Here is a 20,058-nt window from a genome sequence, read left to right on the forward strand (position 1 = left end):
CAACACCCCGATCGGGGGATGACGCGCTGCCCCGTATACGGCTAGGCCGGTCCGCCGCGGCGGCCGTAGCCTGGCGCCATGCAACGACTCTACTCCATGTTTCCCGGAGGCAACGCGGGACTCGGGCTGCTGGCGCTGCGCCTGTTCCTGGCGCTGAGCCTGTGGCCGGCCACTGCCAGCGACGCATGGGCGCTGCCGCCGTCATGGCGCTGCGCAGCCGTGGCGCTGGCGCTGTGCGCCGCCGCCGGCGCGCTCACTGCGCTGGCCGCGGGGCTGGCCTGCGCGGTGCCGGCGCTGTCGTGGTGGCATGGCCACGCCGCCGCGCACAGCGCGCTGCTCGCGGCGCTGCCGGCGCTGGCGCTGGCACTGCTCGGGCCGGGCGCCTATGCGCTGGACGCGCGCTGGTTCGGCCGCCGCCTGCTGGTGCTGCCGCGCGACCCGCCGCCCCCGCGGCCTCCCCCGAACGGGTGAGCCGGCGCTCTGCCGGAATGGGGTGGCCGCGGCGGCCGACCGCGGCCAGCATGGATCGCGTCGCGACGACCGGGTCCCCGCGCGTGCCGCAGGCGCGCGCCGAGCGCCTGTGCGCGCGTCCGGCACTTCCCAGGAGACACGCCATGCCCCGCTCCCCCGCTCCCGCCTCGCGTTCCGGCGCCGCCGACCGGCCCGCCGCCGCCAGCACCGCCACGCCCGCCCACAAGGGCCTGCGCCCGTCCGCGCTGGCGCGCGCGCAGCACTACATCGACCATCATCTGGCCGAGCGCATCGGCCTGGCCGACATCGCCAACGCCGCCTGCGTCAGCCGTTACCATTTCGCGCGCATGTTCCGCCTGAGCACCGGCCACAGCCCGATGCAATACCTGTTGCAGCGGCGCATCGAACGCGCCCGGCAACTATTGCGCAGCGGGCGCCATTCGGTCGGCACCGTGGCCCACGAACTGGGCTTCTTCGACCAGAGCCATTTCGTCAACAGTTTCCGCCGCGTCACCGGCGCCACGCCGGGCTGGTATGCCCGGCACAATCGAGACGACGCCGCATCCAAGGACGCGCGCAGCGTTCCCGAGCATGGCGCGCGCGCCGCCACGGCCTGCGTTCCGGCGGCCTAGGCCGGACGCCGCGCAACGAAAAGGCCGGGCGCGAACCCGGCCTTGCGTTCGCCCTCTGCGCGCGCGCGATCAGCCGATCGCGGCGTGGTAGCGGCGCTCCACTTCGTTCCAGTCGACCACGTTGAAGAACGCGCCGATGTAGTCCGGACGGCGGTTCTGGTACTTCAGGTAGTACGCGTGTTCCCACACGTCCAGGCCCAGGATCGGGGTGTTGCCCTCGAACAGCGGGCTGTCCTGGTTGGCGGTGCTCTCGACCACCAGCTTCTTGTCCGGGGTCACGCTGAGCCAGGCCCAGCCGCTGCCGAAGCGGGTCAGCGCGGCCTTGGTGAAGGCTTCCTTGAACTTGTCGAAGCCGCCGAGTTCGCTGTCGATCGCCTTGGCGACGTCGCCGCTCGGGTTGCCGCCGGCATTGGGCGCCATCACCGTCCAGAACAGCGAGTGGTTGGCGTGGCCGCCGCCGTTGTTGCGCACCGGACCCTGCAGGTTCTCCGGCAGCGACTTCAGCTTGGACACCAGTTCCTCGACCGGCAGATCGGCGTACTCGGTGCCTTCCAGCGCGGCGTTGACGTTGTTGATGTAGGTCTGGTGATGCTTGGTGTGATGGATTTCCATCGTCTGCGCATCGATGTGCGGTTCCAGCGCGTCGTAGGCGTAAGGCAGTTTGGGGAGGGTGTAGGCCATGCGGTTCTCCTGGACATTCGCCCGGCGGAAGGACGGGCGTTGCGTGATGAATGGTAGGGACGACCGGCGACCTTACCAAGACCGCGGCGGGGGAAACATCGTCCCAAGCCGCGGCGGCGGCACCCGGCCGGCATCGCGAATCGGCGCCTACCATGCCTGAAACGCCGGTTAGTCGCGCGTGAACCGAATGCAATGCGCTCGGCAACGCGCGTGTTTAGACCTGGAACAGGCGCGCTCGCCCATACTGTGCCGCGCTGGCGCAGTTCGGCGCCGTGTCCACGTTCCTGCAGGAGTCTCCATGCGCAAGCCCGTGCTGTTGATCGCCGCGATCGTGCTGCTGGTCGGCGGTCTGTGGGGCATCCGCGGCCTGCAGCATCCGCCACCGCCGCAGTTCGCCCCGTCGCTCGGCGCCCAGACACAGACGCCGTACGCCCCACCCGGCGCGCCGGCGCAGGCGCCCGCCGCCGACGCGCCATCGCTGCCGGCGTTCCTGCCGCCGGAGGCGCGCGCCACCGTCGCCCTGATCCAGCGCGGCGGGCCGTTCCCGCACCGCCAGGACGGCAGCGTGTTCGGTAATCGCGAGCGGCGCCTGCCCGCGCAACCGCGCGGCTATTACCGCGAGTACACCGTGGACACGCCAGGCCTGTCGCATCGCGGTGCGCGGCGCATCGTCACCGGCGGCAACCCGCCGCAGGTCTGGTACTACAGCGACGACCACTACGACAGCTTCCGCGCCTTCCAGGTCGCGCCCGCGGGGCCGACGCGATGAGTGGCCTGCCGTTCGCGCTCGACCTTTCCGATCCCAGCGCCTGCGGCGTGTATCGCGTCGCCAATCGCGACCTGGACAGCGTGGCCGCGCTCGGCCGCGGCGCCGGCCTGCGCGTGTGCCGGATCGACCTGCATGGCTGCACCGGCAAGGCGATGCTGCTGATGCGGCTGGCCGCGCAACTGGATTTCCCGGCGAGCTTCGGCCGCAACTGGGATGCGCTGAACGATGGCCTGCGCGACCTGTCGTGGCTGCCGACCACGCGCGGCTATGCATTGCTGCTGGAGGACGCCGGCGCGTTGCAGGCGCGGGCGCCCGAGGACGTCGACGTACTGCTGCAGATCCTCGACGAGGTGGCCGCCGCGTGGGCGCAGGACGGTCTCAGCTTCGTCGCGTTTCTGGGCGGCAGCCAGGATCCGGACGCAGTTGCCGATCCCGATTGACCACACCATCGACCGCGCGCTTTGGAACGGCTTCAGCCGCGACGCGCTCCGAAACCAGAAACTCCGCCGCTGCGTTCGTCGCGGTTGAAACCGCTCCTACAGAAAACCTCGGCGCGCCGGCTGGGTGCACGGTGGCAAGGGCTGCGCTCCTCGCGACGGAAGGCGCTCCCACAGCAGCACTGCGATCGCTGCCGAGTGCACTGTAGGAGCGGCTTCAGCCGCGACAGACGCCATCGGTCGCCCGTCACCCGCGGCACGTCATGCATCGTGTCGCGGCTGAAGCCGCTCCTACAGAAGAGCGCGTGATCTGCGGCGTTCTCCGGGGCCGCTCACCCGTCCAGTTCGCTCCACCGCGCATACGCCGCATCCAGCTCCGCCTGCGCCTGGGTCAGCGCCTGGGTATGCGCGTTCACCCCGGCCGCATCGCGCTGGTAGAACGCCGGCTCGGTCATCGCCTCGGTCAGCGCCGCGACCTGCTGTTCCAGCGCCTCGATCCGCGCCGGCAGTTGTTCCAGCTCGCGCGCGTCCTTGTAGCTGAGCTTGCGCTTGGCCGGCACCGCCGCCGGTGCCGCGGCGGCCACCGGCGCGGTCGCGGCGGCGGTGGCGGAGGCCTTGGCCACCGCCATCGCGCTGACCGACGGCGCGCCGCGCTGGCGCACCCAGTCGCTGTACCCGCCGACGTATTCGCCGATGCGACCGTCGCCTTCCATCACCATGGTCGAGGTCACCACGTTGTCGATGAAGTCGCGGTCGTGGCTGACCAGCAGCAAGGTGCCGGTGTAGTCGCCCAGCAGCTCTTCCAGCAGCTCCAGGGTCTCCACGTCCAGGTCGTTGGTCGGTTCGTCCATCACCAGCAGATTGGACGGCTGCGCGAACAGCCGCGCCAGCAGCAGGCGGTTGCGCTCGCCGCCGGACAGGCGGGTGATCGGCGCGCGCGCGCGCTCCGGGGTGAACAGGAAATCCTGCAGATAGCCGTGCACGTGCTTGCGCTTGCCGTTGACCTCGATGAAGTCGCGGCCCTCGGCCACGTTCTCGATCGCGCTCCAGTCCTCCCGCAGGGTGGCGCGGTACTGGTCGAAATAGGCCACCTGCAGGTTGGTGCCGGCACGCACCTCGCCGCTGCCGGGGGTCAGTTCGCCCAGCAGCAGCTTCAGCAAGGTGGTCTTGCCGCTGCCGTTGGGGCCGATCAGGCCGATGCGGTCGCCACGCAGGATGGTGGTGGAGAAATCGCGCACCATGGTCCGCGCGCCGAAGGCGAAGTTCAGGTCCTTGGCCTCGATCACCTTCTTGCCGGACGACTCGCCCTGCGCGGCCTCCATGCGCACGTTGCCGCCGAGTTCGCGGCGCTGGGTGCGCTCGCGGCGCATCGCTTCCAGGCGCCGCACGCGGCCCTCGTCGCGGGTGCGCCGCGCCTTGATGCCCTGGCGGATCCACACCTCTTCCTGCGCCAGCAGCTTGTCGAAGCGCGCGTTCTCCTGCGCCTGCGCATTGAGCCGCTCCTCGCGGCGGCGCTCGTAGTTGGCCCAGTCGCCCGGCCAACTGGTGACCTGGCCGCGGTCGATCTCGACGATGCGCGTGGCCAGCGCGCGCAGGAAGCGCCGGTCGTGGGTGACGAACACCACGCTGCCGTTCCAGCCCTTCAGGAACACTTCCAGCCAGTCGATCGCCTCGATGTCCAGATGGTTGGTCGGCTCGTCCAGCAGCAGCAGGTCCGGCGCCGACACCAACGCGCGCGCCAGCAGCACGCGCCGCTTCATGCCGCCGGACAGCCGCGCGAACTCGGCGTCGCCGTCCAGGTCCAGCCGGGTCAGGGTCTCGCTGACCCGTTGGTCCAGCGCCCAGCCATTGGCGCCGTCGATCTTGGACTGCACCGCGCCCAGCGCATCGCCGTCGAACTCGACGGCATGGCTGAGCCGGTGGAACTCGGCCAGCCAGTGGCCGAGCTCGCCCAGGCCGTCGGCGACCACATCGAACACGCTGCCGGCGGCGCCATGCGGCACCTCCTGCTCCAGCCGCGCGATGCGCACGCCCTGCTGCACGCGGATCTCGCCGTCGTCGGGCTTCAACTCCCCGGCGATCAATTTCATCAGGGTGGATTTGCCGGCGCCGTTGCGGCCGATCAGGGCGATGCGCTCGCCCGGCTCGATCGACAGGTCGGTCTTTTCCAGCAACAAGGGGCCGCCGACGCTGTAGTCGAGGTTCTGCAGAGTAATGAGAGGCATTGGGCTATTGTACGTGGATGCGCTCTTCGCCGAACCCGAACGCCGCGCCGGCCACGCGCGACGGCCACCGCCGCCGTACCCTGCGCATCGCGGTGGAGCGGATCGAGGCGCGGTTCGGCGCCGGCAACCTCGACGATGCCTGCGATGCGCTGATCGCACTGCTGCGGACATGCTGCGGCGACCAGGGCTACCGGGTGGCGACCGAACTCGACACCCACCATCCCAACCCCTGGTTCCATCGCCTCCTGCTGCACCTGGACGACGGGCCGGCGGATCTGCCACCCCGCGCCGGCGCAGTGGCCGGGATCGCCGACAGCAGCTACCGCGCCTTCGTGCGCGAGGTGGCGGCGCTTGGCCTGGCAGCGGACGCCGATTAGGCCGATCGGCAACCGCTAGACTGCGCCCACCCCGCGCCTGGACCCGCCCCGTCGCCCGTCGTGCCCTCGTATCGTCGCCACCATGCCGCAGCCGCCAGCCGGAGCCCGTTCCGGCGATGACCGCGCTCGCGATCCTGCCGGGCCTGGACGGCACCACCGAACTGCTGGCCGCATTCGTCGCCGAAGCCCGGCGTCACTTCGCGCAGGTCGCGGTGGTGGGGTATCCAGGCGATCGGCCGGCGTCGTACGCGGAGCTGGAACAGTTGGCGCGGCAGGCATTGCCGCGGCGCCGCTTCGTCCTGCTCGGCGAATCGTTCTCCGGCCCCATCGCCGTGTCGATCGCGGCGCGCCCGCCCGCGCACCTGGTCGGGTTGGTGCTGTCCACCACCTTCGCGCGCAATCCGGTCCCGCTGCTGGCCCCGTTAGCGGCGCTGACGCGGTTCGCCCCGGCGCGCCAGCTCCCGCGCAGCGCACTGCGCTGGTCGCTGTTGGGACGCTGGGCCACGCCCGCCATCGAAGCGCAGCTCGCGCAAGCGCTCGGCCAAGTCGCGCCGGCGGTGCTGCGCGCGCGAGCCGCCAGCGCACTGCGCGTCGATGTCAGTGCCGAGCTGAGCGCCATCGCGGTGCCCACGCTGTATCTGCGCGCCAGCCATGACCGCTTGATGCACCCGTCGGCGGGCGACCTGATCCTGAGCCGCGTCGCCGGCGCGCGCCGCGTGGATCTCGCCGGTCCGCACCTGCTGCTGCAGACCGCCCCCGCCGCCAGCGCGCGCGCCATCGCCGACTGGTTCGCCGCGGTGACCTGAGCCGGCGATCGTCCGTCGACGCCGCTGCAGGGCCGTTTTCGCCCGTTTCGGAGAACGGCCGCAACGCGCTCCGCCGGGCATCCCGTCGCGGCTGAAGCCGCTCCTACACAAGCACCGCGCGACGGCCGGCACTCGCGAATCTCCCCATCCCGAATCCCCACTCCCGAATCCCAGCCGTTCAACGGCTAAAATGTCGCATGAACGATTTCACCACCCTTGCCCTCTCCCCGGCGCTCGCGCCCGGCATCGACGCACTCGGCTACACCACGATGACCCCGGTCCAGGCGCAGAGCCTGCCGCCGATCCTGGCCGGCCGCGACGTGATCGTGCAGGCCCCCACCGGCAGCGGCAAGACCGCCGCGTTCGGCCTGGGCCTGCTGCAAAAGCTGGATCCGGCGCTGACGCGCGCGCAGGCGCTGGTGCTGTGCCCGACCCGCGAACTGGCCGACCAGGTCGGCAAGCAGTTGCGCAAGCTGGCCACCGGCATCCCCAACATGAAGCTGGTGGTGCTGACCGGCGGCATGCCGCTGGGCCCGCAACTGGCCTCGCTGGAAGCGCACGATCCGCAGGTGGTGGTGGGCACGCCCGGCCGCATCCAGGAGCTGGCGCGCAAGCGCGCCCTGCACCTGGGCGGGGTGCGCACGCTGGTCCTGGACGAGGCCGACCGCATGCTCGACATGGGCTTCGAGGAACCGATCCGCGAGATCGCCAGCCGCTGCGACAAGCACCGCCAGAGCCTGCTGTTCTCGGCCACCTTCCCCGAGGCGATCCGCACCCTGGCGCGCGAACTGTTGCGCGAACCGGCCGAGATCACCGTCGCCGGCGCCGACAGCGCGCCGGAGATCGACCAGCAGTTCTTCGAGGTCGATCCCGCCTACCGGCAGAAGGCGGTGGCCGGCCTGCTGCTGCGCTTCACCCCCGAATCCAGCGTGGTGTTCTGCAACACGCGCAAGGAGGTCGACGAGGTCGCCGGCTCGCTGCAGCAGTTCGGCTTCTCGGCGCTGGCGCTGCATGGCGACATGGAGCAGCGCGACCGCGACGAGGTGCTGGTGCGCTTCGTCAACCGCAGTTGCAACGTGCTGGTCGCCAGCGACGTGGCCGCGCGCGGGCTGGACGTGGAGGACCTGGCGGCGGTGCTCAACTACGAGCTGCCGACCGACACCGAGACCTACCGGCACCGCATCGGCCGCACCGCGCGCGCCGGCAAGCATGGCCTGGCCCTGAGCCTGGTGGCGCCGCGCGAGATCGCGCGCGCGCAGGCGCTGGAGGAAGAACAGGGCCAGCCGCTGCGCTGGTCGCGCGCGCCGCTGGCCACCGCGCGCCCGGCGCAGTTGCCGCAGGCGGCGATGACCACGCTGCGCATCGACGGCGGCAAGACCGACAAGCTGCGCGCCGGCGACATCCTCGGCGCGTTGACCGGCGAGGCCGGCCTGTCCGGCGCGGCGATCGGCAAGATCGCGATCTACCCCACCCGCTCCTATGTCGCCATCGCCCGCGCCCACGTCGCCAAGGCGCTGGCGCATCTGCAGGCCGGCAAGATCAAGGGCCGCCGCTTCCGGGTGGCCAAGCTGTGAGCGCGCCCACGCCGTTGCAGACCGTGCTCGCCTCGCTGCAGCAGGACGAGGACGGCGCCGCCTGGATCGCGGCGGTGCCGGTGCCGTGGATGCAGGACGCCTGCGGCTTCGTGTTCGAGGACTACGCGGCCGATCCGGCGCCGGCCGACTACGCCGCCGCGGTCGCCGCGTTCCTGCGCATCGACCAGGCCGTGCTCGATGCGGCGGCTCCGCATGTATTCGCTTATTACCAACGCATGCAGGCCCTGCATCAGCAGTACGGCACACCCTGCCCACGCATCGACGATCCGGCGCAGGTGTGGCGGCACGTGCAGTTCGGCGGCGAGGCCTACCTCAGCCGCTACCGCGACGGCCGCCTGCGCATCAGCCTGGAATGCAACTGCGACTGGGAACAGGAGCACGGGCTGCAACTGGTGTTCACCGATGCGGGCCGGATCTGCAAGGTCGGTCCGTTCGACGGCCACCTGAGCCACGCCGACGCGCATGCCGACCCCAGCCTGGACACGGTGATCTACCCGACCTGAGGCGGCGCCCGCGGTGGTCGCGAACGGCGTTAGCCGCACCGATGCGCGATGGCCGCGACGCATGCGCGTCGCCCAGCGCTTCGCCCCGCCGGGCCGCGCCACCTGCTGGCCGCAGCCGTGCGCCTTGCTCAGTACGTCAGCGTCGCCAGCAGCGGCAAGGTCTCGCTCCAGCGATCGCGACCGCGCAGCGCCTGTAGTTCCACCAGCACCGCGGCGCCGACCACTTCCAGTTCCAATTGCTGCGCCAACGCCAGCGCCGCGCGCAAGGTGCCACCGGTGGCGAGCACGTCGTCGACCAGCAGCACGCGCGCCCCGGCCGGCAACGCATCGGCGTGCATCTCGATGCGGTCGCTGCCGTATTCCAGCGCGTACTCCTGGGTCACCGTCCTGCCCGGCAGCTTGCCCGGCTTGCGCACCGGCACGAAGCCGGTGCGCAGTTCGTGCGCCAGCGCCGCGCCGAGGATGAAGCCGCGCGACTCGATGCCCAGCACCGCCTGCAACGGCGTGGTGCGCCACGGACGCGCCATCTCGTCCAGCGCCGAGGCGAACTCCGGGCCATCGGCGAGCAGCGGGGTGATGTCCTTGAACACGATGCCCGGCTTCGGGAAGTCGACGATGTCGCGGATATGGGCGGACCAGTGGGCCGGTGCGTCGCTGGGCGCGTCGCAACAGGAGGAATCGTTCATCGCGCAGTCGTATGGCGTGGGGAAACGCCAAGTCTAGTCGCAAGGCGGCACCGCGTCGCGGTGCCGCCGCGTCGGTCTACGGCTTACGCCGACGCGGCGCTCGCGTCCTGCCGTGCCGGACCGTGGAACAGGCCGCGCACCAGCACGAAGAACAGCGGCACCAGCAGCACCGCCAGCAAGGTACCCGAGACCATGCCGCCGATCACGCTGACGCCGATCTCGCGGCGGCTGGACGCGCCGGCGCCGGTGGACAACGCCAGCGGCAGCACGCCGGCGACGAACGCCAGCGAGGTCATCACGATCGGCCGCAGGCGCAGCCGCGCGCCTTCCAACGCCGCGTCCAGCAGCGCCCGTCCGGCGCGATGCTGGGCCTCGGCGAACTCCACGATCAGGATCGCGTTCTTGGCCGACAGGCCGATCGTGGTCAGCAGGCCGACCTGGAAATAGATGTCGTTGACGAAACCCGCCAGTGTCGTCGCGGTCACCGTGCCGAGCACACCCAGCGGGATCACCAGCAACACCGCCACCGGGATCGACCAGCTCTCGTACAGTGCGGCCAGGCACAGGAAAATGAACAGGATCGAGGCGGTGTACAGCCACAGCGTCTGGTTGCTGGACAACTGCTCCTGGTAGGACAGCCCGCTCCACTGCAGATCGAAGCCCTGCTGCTTGGCGACCAGCGCCTGCATCCGCTGCATCGCCTCGCCGGAACTGCTGCCGGCCGCCGCGCCGCCCTGGATCTGCGCCGCCGGCAGGCCGTTGAAGCGCTGCTGCAACTGCGGGCCGCGGGTCCACTGGGTGCTGGCGAAACTGGCGAACGGCGCCATCTGCCCGTCCTTGCCGCGCACGTACCACTGGCCGATGTCCTCCGGCAGCGACCGGTACGGCGCGTCGCCCTGCACGTAGACGCGCTTGACCCGGCCGCGGTCGATGAAGTCGTTGACGTAGCTGCCGCCCCACGCGGTGGACAGGGTCGCGTTGATGTCGCTCTGCGCCAGGCCCAGCGCACTGGCCTGGGCCTGGTCGATGTCCACCTGCAGTTGCGCCTTGTCGCCCAGGCCGTTGAGCCGCACCGCGGTCAGCTGCGGGTCGTCGCCGGCTTCCTGCAGCACCTGCTGCTGCGCCTGCAGCAGCGCCGCGCGGCCGGCTCCGTCGCTGTCGCGGATCCACAGTTCGAAGCCGCTGGACTGGCCCAGGCCGCGCACCGCCGGCGGCGACAGCACGCTGATCTTGGCGTCGGCAGTGCCGCGGAAATGCGCGTTGGCGCGGTCGATGATCGCCTGCGCGGTGTTGTCGCGGCCGCGCTCGCCCCACGGCGTCAGCGCCACGAACGCCTGCCCGGCATTCTGCCCGGTACCGGCGTTGTTGCGCCCCACCACCATGAAGATGGCGGTGAGGTTGGCCTTCTCGTGGGTCATGAAGTAGTCGCTGATGCGCTGGCCCAGGGCCTGGGTCCTGGCCAGCGGCGTGCCTTCCGGAGTGGTGAACTGGATCTGCACCTGGCCCTGGTCCTCCACCGGCAGGAACCCGGTCGGCATGCGCGCATAGAGCGCCACCATCGCCAGCACGATCAGCGCGTACAGCGCCATCCAGCGCCGCGGCCGTCGCAGCAGCGTGCCGAGCCGGCGCTGGTAGGCGTGCTGGCCGCGCTCCACGCCGCGGTTGAACCAGCGGAAGAAGCGCCCGAGCTGGCGTTCCTGCTCCACCGGCTTGAGCAGGGTAGCGCACAGCGCCGGGGTCAGGGTCAGCGCGACCAGCGCCGACAGCGCCATCGCCGCGGCGATGGTGATCGAGAACTGGCGGTAGATGATGCCGGTGGAACCGCCGAAGAACGCCATCGGCAGGAACACCGCGCCCAGCACCACGGTGATGCCGACCAGCGCGCCGGTGATCTCGCCCATCGATTGCGCGGTCGCCTCGCGCGGCGGCAGGTGCTGCTCGTGCATGATGCGTTCGACGTTCTCCACCACCACGATGGCGTCGTCCACCAGCAGGCCGATCGCCAGCACCATCGCGAACAGGGTCAGCGTGTTGATGGTGAAGCCGGCCGCGGCGAGGATGCCGAAGGTGCCCAGCAGCACCACCGGCACGGTGATCGCCGGGATCAGCGTGGCGCGCCAGTTCTGCAGGAACAGGAACATCACCACCACCACCAGCACGATCGCCTCGGCCAGGGTGTGCACCACGTTCTCGATCGAGATCCGCACGAACGGCGTGCTGTCGCGCGGATACGCCACCTCCAGCCCCGGCGGGAAGGTCGGCTTGAGCCGCGCGATGGTGGCGTGGATCGCATCGGAGGTGGCGATCGCGTTGGCGCCGGCGGACAGCGTCACCGAGAACCCGGACGCCGGATGGCCGTTAAGCGTGGCGTTGTTCTGGTAGTTCTCCGCGCCGATCTCCACCCGCGCCACGTCGCCCAGGCGCACGCTGGAGCCGTCGGCGCGCGTGGCCAGGATGATCTGGCGGAACTGCTCGGGGGTCTGCAGCCGCGACTGCGCGGTGACCGTGGCGTTGAGCTCCTGGTCGGCGCCGGTGGGCAGCGCGCCGAGTTCGCCGGCGGTGACCTGGGTGTTCTGCGCCAGGATCGCGTTGCGCACGTCGCCGGGCATCAGGTCGTAGGCGTTGAGCTTGTGCGGATCCAGCCACACCCGCAGCGCGTACTGCGCGCCGAACACGGTGATCTCGCCGACGCCGTTGATGCGGCTGATCGGATCCTGCAGGGTGCTGATCAAGTAGTCGGAGATGTCGACGTTGTCCATGCGGTCGGTGCTGTCGTACAGCGCCACCGCCATCAGGCTGTCGCCCTGCGACTTGGACACGGTCACGCCCTGCTGCTGCACTTCCTGCGGCAGGCGGTTGAGCGCCTGGTTGACCGCGTTCTGCACCTGCACCTGGGCGATGTCGGGATTGGCCGCCTGGTCGAAGGTGATGCTGATGCGCGCCTGCCCGGAGGAGGAACTGGTCGAGGAGAAATACAGCAGGTGGTCGATGCCCTTGATCTGCTGCTCGATCACCTGGGTGACGCTGTCCTCCACCGTCTGCGCCGAGGCGCCGTTGTAGGTGGCGGTGACGTTGACCCCGGGCGGGGCGATGTCCGGGTACTGCTCCACCGGCAGGGTGACCACGGCGATGGCGCCGGCGGCCATGATGCAGATCGCCAGCACCCAGGCGAAGATCGGGCGGGCGATGAAGAAGCGCGCGAGCATGCCGGCTCAGCCCTGCTTGGCGGGGGTGGCGGCCGCGGCGGCCGGCTTGACCGTCACCTTGGCGCCGTCGCTCAGACCCTGCCGGCCCTCCACCACCACCCGCTCGCCGGGCTGCAGTCCCTCGCCGACCAGCCAGCGGTCGCCGACCGCGCGCAGCGTGGTGAACCGACGCTGGCGCACGACGTTGTCCGCGCCCACCACCCAGGCCTCGGCGTCGCCGCGCGGGCTGCGGTCCACCGCGGCCTGCGGCACCAGCAGCGCCTGCTGGCGGATGCCTTGGCCGACGATCGCGCGCACGTACATGCCCGGCAGCAATTGCGCATCGGGGTTGGGGAAGCGCGCGCGCAGGGTCACGCTGCCGGTGGTTTCCTCCACGTCGATGTCGGCGAACTCCAGCGTGCCGGGCAACGGATAGTCGCTGCCGTCGGACAGCTTCAGCCGCACTTCGGCGGTCGCCGGCTGCACCCCGCCATCGGCGATCGCGCGGCGCAGCGCCAGGAACTGGCTGCCGGACTGGGTGATGTCCACGTTCATCGGGTCCAGTTGCTGGATCTTGGCGATCGCATCGGCCTGGCTGGCGGTGACCAGCGCGCCCGGGGTGACCCGCGCGCGGCCGATGCGGCCGCTGATCGGCGCCTCCACGGTGGCGAAGCGCAGCTGGGTGCGCGCGGTCTCCAGCGCGGCGCGCTGCGCGTCGCGGCTGGCCAGGGCCTGCTTGTAGCTCGCCTGCGCGTCGTCCACGTCCTGCTGCGCGGCCAGCCGAGTCTTGCCCAGTTCGCGATAACGCTCGGCGCGCAGTTGCGCGGTCGCCAGCGCCGCCTCGGCGGTGGCCAGGTTGGCCTGCGCCTCGTTGGCCGCGGCCTGGTACAGGGTCGGTTCGATCTGGAACAGCGGTTGCCCGGCACGCACCATCGCGCCCTCCTCGAACAACCGCTTGCGCAGGATGCCGCTGACCTGCGGCCGCACTTCCGATTCCTCCGAGGCCACGGTGCGCCCGGCCAGCTCCGCGCTCAGCGGCACGCTCTGCGGCTGCAGGGTGACCACACCGACCGTCCTGGCCTGCGCCGCCGGCGCGGCGCGCTCGCCCTTGCAACCAACCAGCGCGACGAAAACGAGGCACAGCAACAGCGGCAGCGCGCGACGCGGACGCTGGGCGAAAGGCGCGGGCATGCGCTTGATCCTGGGAAGCGGGGAGAGGATCATTTAATTTACTTAAAGACAAATAAATAAACATGAAGGATCGCACAACCGCCCGCGCCCCGCGTGCGCGCGCCACCCGGCCCGCGCCCGAGACGCGCGCGGCGGTGGTGGCGGCCGGGCGCCCGCGCGGCCGCCCGGCGCTGGCGCGGCCGCGACTGCTGCAGGCCGCCCGCGCATTGCTGCTGGAGCACGGCCTGGATGTCTCGCTGGAGCAGATCGCGCTGCATGCCGGGCTGACCCGGCAGAGCCTGTACAACCACTTCTCCAGCAAGGCCGACCTGCTGATGCAGGTGTTCGAGGCCTTGAGCGAGGAACTGCAGGCGCAACTGGAGAACATCGGCGACAGCGCCTCACAGAACCTGCCGCGCACCCTGCGGCAGATCGCGCTGACCGTGCAGGCGCATCTGTACGCGCCGTCCTCGCTGCGCCTGCACCGGCTGCTGGTCCAGGCCAGCGCGCAGATGCCCGAGCTGCTGCAGTCGCTGCATCAGCGCCGCGCCGGCCGCCTGCGGCAACGCCTGAGCGATCTGCTGCACAGGCTCGACGCGCGCGGCGACGTGCGCGTGGCCGCGCCGCAGGTGGCCGCCACCGCCTTCATCGGCGCGGCGATCGGCTACGCCTACCCCGGCGCGATGCTCAACGGCCGGGCGCCGGACCACGCCAGCCAGCAGGCGCTGGCGGAGGAAGTGGTGGCGAGCTTCCTGGTCGCCTGGGGCTATCGCGCCGACGCGGCGCGCTGAGCGCGACGCGCCTGCACCAGCGGCCGCCGCTCGTGCGACGAGCGCCGGTCTCACGCGTGGCGCATGCGACCCGCCATTGGCGGCACGTCATGCTGACAGGTCGCGGAGACCACGCTGTCGCCGCGGCGGCTCATGCAGGCGAGGCGTCGGCCGCGATGCTCAGTGCGCGCAAGCGCACCGCACGGCCGCCCAGCCCAGCCCCGACCCGACGCCGGCATCCTCCCGCAGCCACCAGGCGCCGCCACGCTCTGCCGCCGCCACCCGCATCGACGCGCCAGCCCTCCGCGCCCCGCCCGGTCACGGGCTCAGGAACTGCACGACAACATCGAACACCCGGCGCGATCGCGCGCCCAGTCCGGACGCCGCGCCGCGAACGCCTCGCGTCCCGGCTGCTCCGCGTAGGGCCGGCGCATCACCTCCAGCAGGTCGTGGATGCCGCCGGGGTCGCCCTGCTCGGCGCGATCGATCGCCTGTTGCGCCAGATAGTTGCGCAGCACGTAGCAGGGGTTCGCGGCGCGCATCCGCGCCACGCGTGCGGCCGCGGGCAGCGGATCCTCGCGCAACCGCTGCGCATAGCGCGCCAGCCAGGCTTCGAACGCCGGCGCCTGTGCGGTCCGCCTGGCCGGGTCGTAGAACGCATCGGCCAGGTCCGCCAGCGCCGGCGGCTGCGGCGCGCTCAGCCCGCGGAACCACAGGGTCATGTCCACCTCGGCCTGCTGCAACAGCTGCAGCAGGTCCTGCATCAGGATCAGGTCGGCGTCGTCGCATGCGCTCAGGCCGAGTTTGGCCGCCGCGGTGTCGCGCTCGGCCTGCGCGTAGGTGTCGCGGAAGCGCTGCAGGCCGGCCTGCAGCGGCGCGACGTCGGCGAACAGCGGCGCCAGCGCCTGCGCCAACCGGGTGAGGTTCCAGTACGCCACCTGCGGCTGGGTGCCGAAACGGTAGCGTCGCCCCTGCGCGTCGGTGGTGTTCGGCGTCCAGTTCGGATCGTAGTCGTCGATCCAGCCGTAGGGGCCGTAGTCGATGGTCAGGCCCAGGATCGACATGTTGTCGGTGTTCATCACCCCGTGCACGAAGCCGACCCGCATCCAGTGCGCGACCATGACCGCGGTGCGCGCGCAGACCTCGCCGAACCAGTCGGCGTAGCGCAGGTCCGCCGGCCCCTCCAGCTCGGGAAAATCGCGCTCGATCACGAAGTCGGCCAGTTGCCGCAGCAAGGCCGTGTCGCCGCGCGCGGCAGGCAGCTCGAAACTGCCGAAGCGCACGAACGACGGCGCCACCCGGCACACCACCGCGCCCGGCTCGGCGCGCGGATGGCCGTCGTAGAACATGTCGCGCAGCACCGGCTCGCCGGTGGCGACCAGGCTCAGCGCGCGCGTGGTCGGTACGCCGAGATGGTGCATCGCTTCGCTGCACAGGAATTCGCGGATCGACGAGCGCAGCACCGCGCGGCCGTCGGCGCCGCGCGAATACGGCGTGCGCCCGGCGCCCTTGAGCTGCAGTTCCCAGCGCCGGCCATCGGCCCCCAGCGCCTCGCCCAGCGCGATCGCGCGGCCGTCGCCGAGTTGCCCGGCCCAGTGCCCGAACTGGTGGCCGCCATAGTTCGTGGCATACGGGCGCATGCCCGGGTAAAGCGCATTGCCAGCGAAGACCTCGGCGAACCCCGGCGCCAGCACGTCCTGTTCCGACAAGCCGAGCAAGGCCGCCATCTCGTGCGAATGGGCCAGCAACTGCGGCGAGGCCACCGGGGTCGGCGCGACCTCCGACCACAGCGCGCCGAGCACCTCGCGCAGGCGCGGTCCGCGCTCGGGATCGCCAGGCAGCTCGGCGGTAAAACGGTTGTCGAAGCGCAATGCAGGCATGCGTGCCAGCTTACAGCGATGCTGCTACCGGGAGATGAGGTGGGGTGAGGGCATGGCGCGAAGCGTCTCGCTGCGTTTGGTGCACGAGGCTGCGCCCGTACCCTCATCCGCCCCTGCGGGGCACCTTCTCCCGACGGGAGAAGGAACAGCCGAGCCCCTCTCCCACCGGGAGAGGGGTTGGGGTGAGGGTCCGGCGCGAAAGCGACTCGCGGAGTGGAACGCACAAGGCTTCGCCCACCGCTCATCCGCCCTGCCAGGCACCTTCCTAAAAAAAGCGCCAATGCTCCCGGCGAAAGAAGGAACGTCGCACCGCAGCCAACACCGCGCATCCGCAGCGGCATCTTGCGCCTACCTGCCGACAATGCCGCCGACGCCATGCACTCGCTGCCGACACCTGCATGCGGCATGCTCCCGCTCCTTCCTCGCAGATCGCCGCCCATGCCCGACCGTTCGCCGCCACTGCCGCGCTGGCCCCGCCACCTGCTGCTCGCCCTGTCCTCGCTGCTGGTCTCGGCGTGCAGCAGCGTGTTCTTCGGCGGCCTCAACGCCGGTTCCGCGCGCCAGGGCCTGGGCGAGCAGCGCGGCATCGTGTTCGACGCGGCGCACGGCCTGAAGCTGGACGTGTACCGACCGATCGCGGCGCAGGATGCGCCGGTGGTGGTGTTCTTCCATGGCGGCACCTGGAAGAACGGCAACCGCCAGCAGTACCGCTGGGCCGGCGAGGCGCTTGCGCGGCACGGCGTGGTGGCGATCGTGCCGGACTACCGCAAGTACCCACAGGTGACCCTGGACGGCTTCATGCGCGACGCCGCCGCGGCGGTGGCCTGGAGTCGCGCCCACGCGGCCGAGCACGGCGGCGACCCGCGCCGGCTGGTGCTGATGGGCCATTCCGCCGGCGCGCACATGGCCGCGCTGCTGGCCAGCGACGGCCGCTGGCTGCAGGCCCAGGGCATGGCGCCGCGGCAGGTGTGCGGCCTGGTCGGGTTGGCCGGCGCCTACGATTTCCTGCCGCTGACCGATCCCGACCTGATCGGCATGTTCGGCCGCGATCCGGCGCAGCAGCGGCGCTCGCAGCCGATCGCCTTCGTCGACGGCGACGAACCGCCGATGCTGCTGTTGCACGGCAGCGCCGACAAGGTGGTGCTCCCGCAGGAAAGCCTGGCGCTGCAGGCCGCGCTGCAACGCGCCGGGGTGCCGGCCGAGGTCAAGCTCTACCCGGGCGTCGGCCACCTGCGCCTGGCCCTGGCGCTGCGCAAGGACGATCCGGCGTTGCCGGTCATGGCCGACAGCATCGCCTTCGTCCGGCAGTGCCAGCCGCGCGGCCCGTCGCCGTGAGCCAGGCGGGGCGCCGCGCACCGCAGGCGTTCGCGGCGCGGCTGCGGCATCCAGCCGCGCGAACAGGCTTCAGCCGGCCTCGCCGCCACCGAGCAAGCTGAACGGCCCGCCCTGCTGCAGCGCGCGCTGGTAGGCCGGACGCTGCTCGATGCGCTGCACGAAGCCGGCCAGGTTCGGATAGGCCTGCACCCCGGCGCGCGCGGCCGCGGCCTGCACCGGGAAGCTCATCTGCACGTCGGCGGCGGTGAAGCGGTCGCCAGCGAACCAGCCGCTGGCGGCCAGCTCGCGCTCCATCCACTCCAGGTGCAGCTTCAGTTGCGGGCCGACGAAGCCCTGCATCGCCTTGTCGACGATGGCGCGGGCGATCGGCCGCGCGAAGAACGGCATCTTCGCCGCGCGGATCCGGCCGAACACCAGGCTCATCAGCAATGGCGGCATCGCCGAGCCCTCGGCGTAGTGCATCCAGTAGCGGTAGCGCAGGCGTTCGGGCGCCTCCAGTGGCTGCGGCGACGGCGACAGCGCGCGTTCGGTGTCGTAGCGCTCGACCAGGTAGTCGAGGATCGCGCCGGATTCGGCCAGCACGTGGCCATCGTCGACCAGCACCGGCGACTTGCCCAGCGGATGGATCGCGCGCAGTTCCGGCGGCGCCAGCATGGTCTGCCGATCGCGCTGGTACTTGACCACCTGGTACGGCAGCGCCAGTTCCTCCAGCAGCCACAGCACGCGCTGCGACCGGGACTGGTTGAGGTGATGGACGGTGATCATGGCGAGGGTTCCGAAGACGCGGGGCCGATCATGGTAGCCGGCCACGGCTGCGCGCATGGACACGGCAGGCGCCACGACTCCGACGCGCCGCCTTGCCCGCGCCGCGCTGCGCGGGAGGGCGCCCCGTTTGCCCCAAGCGCCAGCGCAACGGCGGCACGCACCAAATAAAAACGCCGGGAGCTTGCGCTCCCGGCGTTCTGGCAACCTTACGGTGGCGGGCGTCTGATTAGACGGCCTGCACCTGGTCGGCCTGCATACCCTTCTGACCCTGGACGGCGACGAAGGTCACCTTCTGGCCTTCCTGCAGGGACTTGAAGCCCGTGCCCTGGATCGCGCGGAAATGCACGAACAGGTCGGGACCGCTTTCCGGGGTGATGAAGCCGAAGCCCTTGGCATCGTTGAACCACTTCACAGTACCGGTCTGGCGCGCTTCGCTCATTTACTAACTCCTGAAACATTGATTGAAAAATATCGCAGCCACCGGGTATCGGGGCCGAGACTGAGTTGCAGGCGTTGGTAAAGCGGAACGATGGAGCGGATCGCGAGATCAACTGCACCAGGCCACGATTCACGGTGACCCTAGCAAACACAGTGGGATGCACCATACGCGGGTCGTCCCCAAAAAGCGACAAGTTTGTGTAGACAAAGCGAGATCGCCCACAAGGAAGCTGAATCCAGCCCTAAAGTTCCTGGCGGCGCGGCCGCTGCCGCTTGGTTGCAGCGCACATTGCGCAGATCCGCCGGGCCCGAACCCGGCACTGTGGCGGCACTGCGCAGGACCGCCCCCCCCCCCCCCCCCCCGAACGCGCCCTGCCCCGCCTCGCGCCTGCCAAGCGGCCCTACGCCGTCATGCATCTTCCCGTCATCCATCCCGGGCGATCAGATCACCCAGGATGATGAGCGCCTGGGACCAGCAGGTATGGAACCTGGTATTGCCGCTCAGCCCTTGCGGATCAAAGACCGACATCTTGCCGTCGTCGGCCACGAAGGCCTGCAGGTCGATGACCGCCTGCTGCTTGGCCTCGAACACCCGTCCCATCGAGGCGACGTCGTCTGAAAGCGTTTCGCGCCAGCGCGCGCTCTTGCCATGCACCAGGTCGTGCAGGACCAGGCCATTGAGGGAAACCGCCCGGTATGCGCTCTCGACCTTGCTGCGGTAATCGGGCGCCGTGCACTTCGCCGCAGTCTGCGAATCGACCAACGCGTTCTGGTAGCCCGCCCAGTAGACCTCCGTGCCCGACAGCTTGCCCTCGGTGAAGCCGCCGCAGCCGAACTTGCTGTCCTGCACGCTGCACGGCAGCGGCTCGATGAACGCCGAACCGACCTCGACCGAAGCCACGTTCCATTGATTCAACGTGGCGAGGGTGGCGTGTTCTTCGCGCACCGCCGCGGCCTTGCGCCCATTGATGTTGCCGATCAGGACGACCTGCGGGTACTCCTTCAGGAAGCAGACGTTCTTGCCGTTCTTGCTCTGCACCTTGCTGCAGCCAGTTTTCAGCACGTTCTGGCCCTGCGCCGTCTGCTTGGTGACGTAGACCTGCGCCTCCTCGACCTGGCTGGCCAGCGCCGGTCCCGCCAGCAACGCGCTGGCGACGCCCAGCGCAACGAGACGGATCGGTATCGCGATCGGCGTTTTCATGAGCGCTCCAGCGTGACGGGTGGTCAGGCGCCTTACGCTACGCGTCGGCGGCCGCGCTGGCGGCGCAGCCGATCGGATGTATACGGGCGTACACGCAACGACCGACGGCGCTCCACCTGGGCGCGCCCCGAG

Annotated in this window: 19 protein-coding genes; 10 read left to right on the forward strand and 9 right to left on the reverse strand. The window is 70.7% G+C overall.

Going from position 1 to position 20,058, the window contains the following annotated elements:
* Positions 1–96: 96 nt before the first annotated feature.
* Both AB3X07_RS13980 and AB3X07_RS13985 read left to right on the forward strand, forming a co-directional pair.
* Positions 97–471: a hypothetical protein gene (locus tag AB3X07_RS13980; RefSeq protein ID WP_369939203.1), complete on the forward strand. Its 375-nt coding sequence runs from the start codon at positions 97–99 to the stop codon at positions 469–471.
* Positions 472–614: 143 nt separating this feature from the next.
* Positions 615–1,103, forward strand: a complete 489-nt coding sequence (locus AB3X07_RS13985) for a helix-turn-helix domain-containing protein (protein WP_369939204.1) — start codon at positions 615–617, stop codon at positions 1,101–1,103.
* Positions 1,104–1,172: 69 nt separating this feature from the next.
* On the opposite strand, the gene AB3X07_RS13990 is transcribed toward AB3X07_RS13985, so the two are convergent.
* On the reverse strand, positions 1,173–1,784 hold the full coding sequence (locus AB3X07_RS13990) for a superoxide dismutase (RefSeq protein WP_369939205.1): 612 nt from the start codon (positions 1,782–1,784) through the stop codon (positions 1,173–1,175).
* A 298-nt stretch (positions 1,785–2,082) separates the two neighbouring features.
* On the opposite strand from AB3X07_RS13990, the gene AB3X07_RS13995 reads away from it, so the two are divergent.
* Both AB3X07_RS13995 and AB3X07_RS14000 read left to right on the forward strand, forming a co-directional pair.
* Positions 2,083–2,553 (forward strand): ribonuclease domain-containing protein, encoded by a 471-nt coding sequence (locus AB3X07_RS13995; protein ID WP_369939206.1) that lies wholly within the window; start codon positions 2,083–2,085, stop codon positions 2,551–2,553.
* Positions 2,550–2,993, forward strand: a complete 444-nt coding sequence (locus AB3X07_RS14000; RefSeq protein WP_369939207.1) for a barstar family protein — start codon at positions 2,550–2,552, stop codon at positions 2,991–2,993. The genes AB3X07_RS13995 and AB3X07_RS14000 overlap by 4 nt, the downstream gene beginning before the upstream one ends.
* A 329-nt stretch (positions 2,994–3,322) precedes the next feature.
* On the opposite strand, the gene AB3X07_RS14005 is transcribed toward AB3X07_RS14000, so the two are convergent.
* Positions 3,323–5,215 carry an ATP-binding cassette domain-containing protein gene (locus AB3X07_RS14005; protein ID WP_369939208.1) on the reverse strand — a complete coding sequence of 631 codons (1,893 nt, stop codon included), beginning with the start codon at positions 5,213–5,215 and terminating at the stop codon, positions 3,323–3,325.
* 17 nt (positions 5,216–5,232) lie between these two features.
* On the opposite strand from AB3X07_RS14005, the gene AB3X07_RS14010 reads away from it, so the two are divergent.
* The 4 genes from AB3X07_RS14010 (at position 5,233) to AB3X07_RS14025 (ending at position 8,496) form a co-directional block, all read left to right on the forward strand.
* Positions 5,233–5,592, forward strand: coding sequence for a hypothetical protein (locus tag AB3X07_RS14010; RefSeq protein ID WP_369939209.1), 360 nt, complete (start codon positions 5,233–5,235; stop codon positions 5,590–5,592).
* Positions 5,593–5,708: 116 nt separating this feature from the next.
* On the forward strand, positions 5,709–6,398 hold the full coding sequence (locus tag AB3X07_RS14015; protein WP_369939210.1) for a serine aminopeptidase domain-containing protein: 690 nt from the start codon (positions 5,709–5,711) through the stop codon (positions 6,396–6,398).
* Between the two features lie 197 nt (positions 6,399–6,595).
* Positions 6,596–7,972 carry an ATP-dependent RNA helicase DbpA gene (gene dbpA, locus AB3X07_RS14020; RefSeq protein ID WP_369939211.1) on the forward strand — a complete coding sequence of 459 codons (1,377 nt, stop codon included), beginning with the start codon at positions 6,596–6,598 and terminating at the stop codon, positions 7,970–7,972.
* On the forward strand, positions 7,969–8,496 hold the full coding sequence (locus tag AB3X07_RS14025; protein WP_369939213.1) for a DUF6985 domain-containing protein: 528 nt from the start codon (positions 7,969–7,971) through the stop codon (positions 8,494–8,496). The genes dbpA and AB3X07_RS14025 overlap by 4 nt, the downstream gene beginning before the upstream one ends.
* A 128-nt stretch (positions 8,497–8,624) precedes the next feature.
* Here the strand turns inward: AB3X07_RS14025 and AB3X07_RS14030 are convergent, their stop codons facing one another.
* The 3 genes from AB3X07_RS14030 to AB3X07_RS14040 form a co-directional block, all read right to left on the reverse strand.
* The gene (locus AB3X07_RS14030) at positions 8,625–9,182 is read right to left on the reverse strand and encodes an adenine phosphoribosyltransferase (protein ID WP_369939214.1); all 558 of its coding nucleotides are present in this window, start codon (positions 9,180–9,182) and stop codon (positions 8,625–8,627) included.
* A gap of 83 nt (positions 9,183–9,265) precedes the next feature.
* Complete coding sequence (locus tag AB3X07_RS14035; RefSeq protein WP_369939215.1) at positions 9,266–12,388, reverse strand: efflux RND transporter permease subunit; 3,123 nt, start codon at positions 12,386–12,388, stop codon at positions 9,266–9,268.
* 6 nt (positions 12,389–12,394) lie between these two features.
* Positions 12,395–13,558, reverse strand: a complete 1,164-nt coding sequence (locus AB3X07_RS14040) for an efflux RND transporter periplasmic adaptor subunit (protein ID WP_369939216.1) — start codon at positions 13,556–13,558, stop codon at positions 12,395–12,397.
* Positions 13,559–13,620: 62 nt separating this feature from the next.
* Between AB3X07_RS14040 and AB3X07_RS14045 the strand changes: the two genes are divergently transcribed.
* Positions 13,621–14,328, forward strand: a complete 708-nt coding sequence (locus AB3X07_RS14045; RefSeq protein WP_369939217.1) for a TetR/AcrR family transcriptional regulator — start codon at positions 13,621–13,623, stop codon at positions 14,326–14,328.
* A gap of 305 nt (positions 14,329–14,633) precedes the next feature.
* Here AB3X07_RS14045 and AB3X07_RS14050 read toward each other — a convergent pair whose 3' ends face one another.
* Positions 14,634–16,187 (reverse strand): protein adenylyltransferase SelO, encoded by a 1,554-nt coding sequence (locus AB3X07_RS14050; RefSeq protein ID WP_369939218.1) that lies wholly within the window; start codon positions 16,185–16,187, stop codon positions 14,634–14,636.
* Between the two features lie 438 nt (positions 16,188–16,625).
* On the opposite strand from AB3X07_RS14050, the gene AB3X07_RS14055 reads away from it, so the two are divergent.
* Positions 16,626–17,522, forward strand: coding sequence for an alpha/beta hydrolase (locus AB3X07_RS14055; RefSeq protein ID WP_369939219.1), 897 nt, complete (start codon positions 16,626–16,628; stop codon positions 17,520–17,522).
* A 69-nt stretch (positions 17,523–17,591) separates the two neighbouring features.
* On the opposite strand, the gene AB3X07_RS14060 is transcribed toward AB3X07_RS14055, so the two are convergent.
* The 3 genes from AB3X07_RS14060 to AB3X07_RS14070 form a co-directional block, all read right to left on the reverse strand.
* On the reverse strand, positions 17,592–18,287 hold the full coding sequence (locus AB3X07_RS14060; protein ID WP_369939220.1) for a glutathione S-transferase family protein: 696 nt from the start codon (positions 18,285–18,287) through the stop codon (positions 17,592–17,594).
* Between the two features lie 226 nt (positions 18,288–18,513).
* Positions 18,514–18,726: a cold-shock protein gene (locus tag AB3X07_RS14065; RefSeq protein ID WP_369939221.1), complete on the reverse strand. Its 213-nt coding sequence runs from the start codon at positions 18,724–18,726 to the stop codon at positions 18,514–18,516.
* A 423-nt stretch (positions 18,727–19,149) separates the two neighbouring features.
* Positions 19,150–19,926, reverse strand: a complete 777-nt coding sequence (locus tag AB3X07_RS14070; protein ID WP_369939222.1) for a hypothetical protein — start codon at positions 19,924–19,926, stop codon at positions 19,150–19,152.
* Positions 19,927–20,058 lie beyond the last annotated feature (132 nt).

The organism is Xanthomonas sp. DAR 35659, assembly GCF_041242975.1.
Lineage (GTDB): Bacteria > Pseudomonadota > Gammaproteobacteria > Xanthomonadales > Xanthomonadaceae > Xanthomonas_A > Xanthomonas_A medicagonis.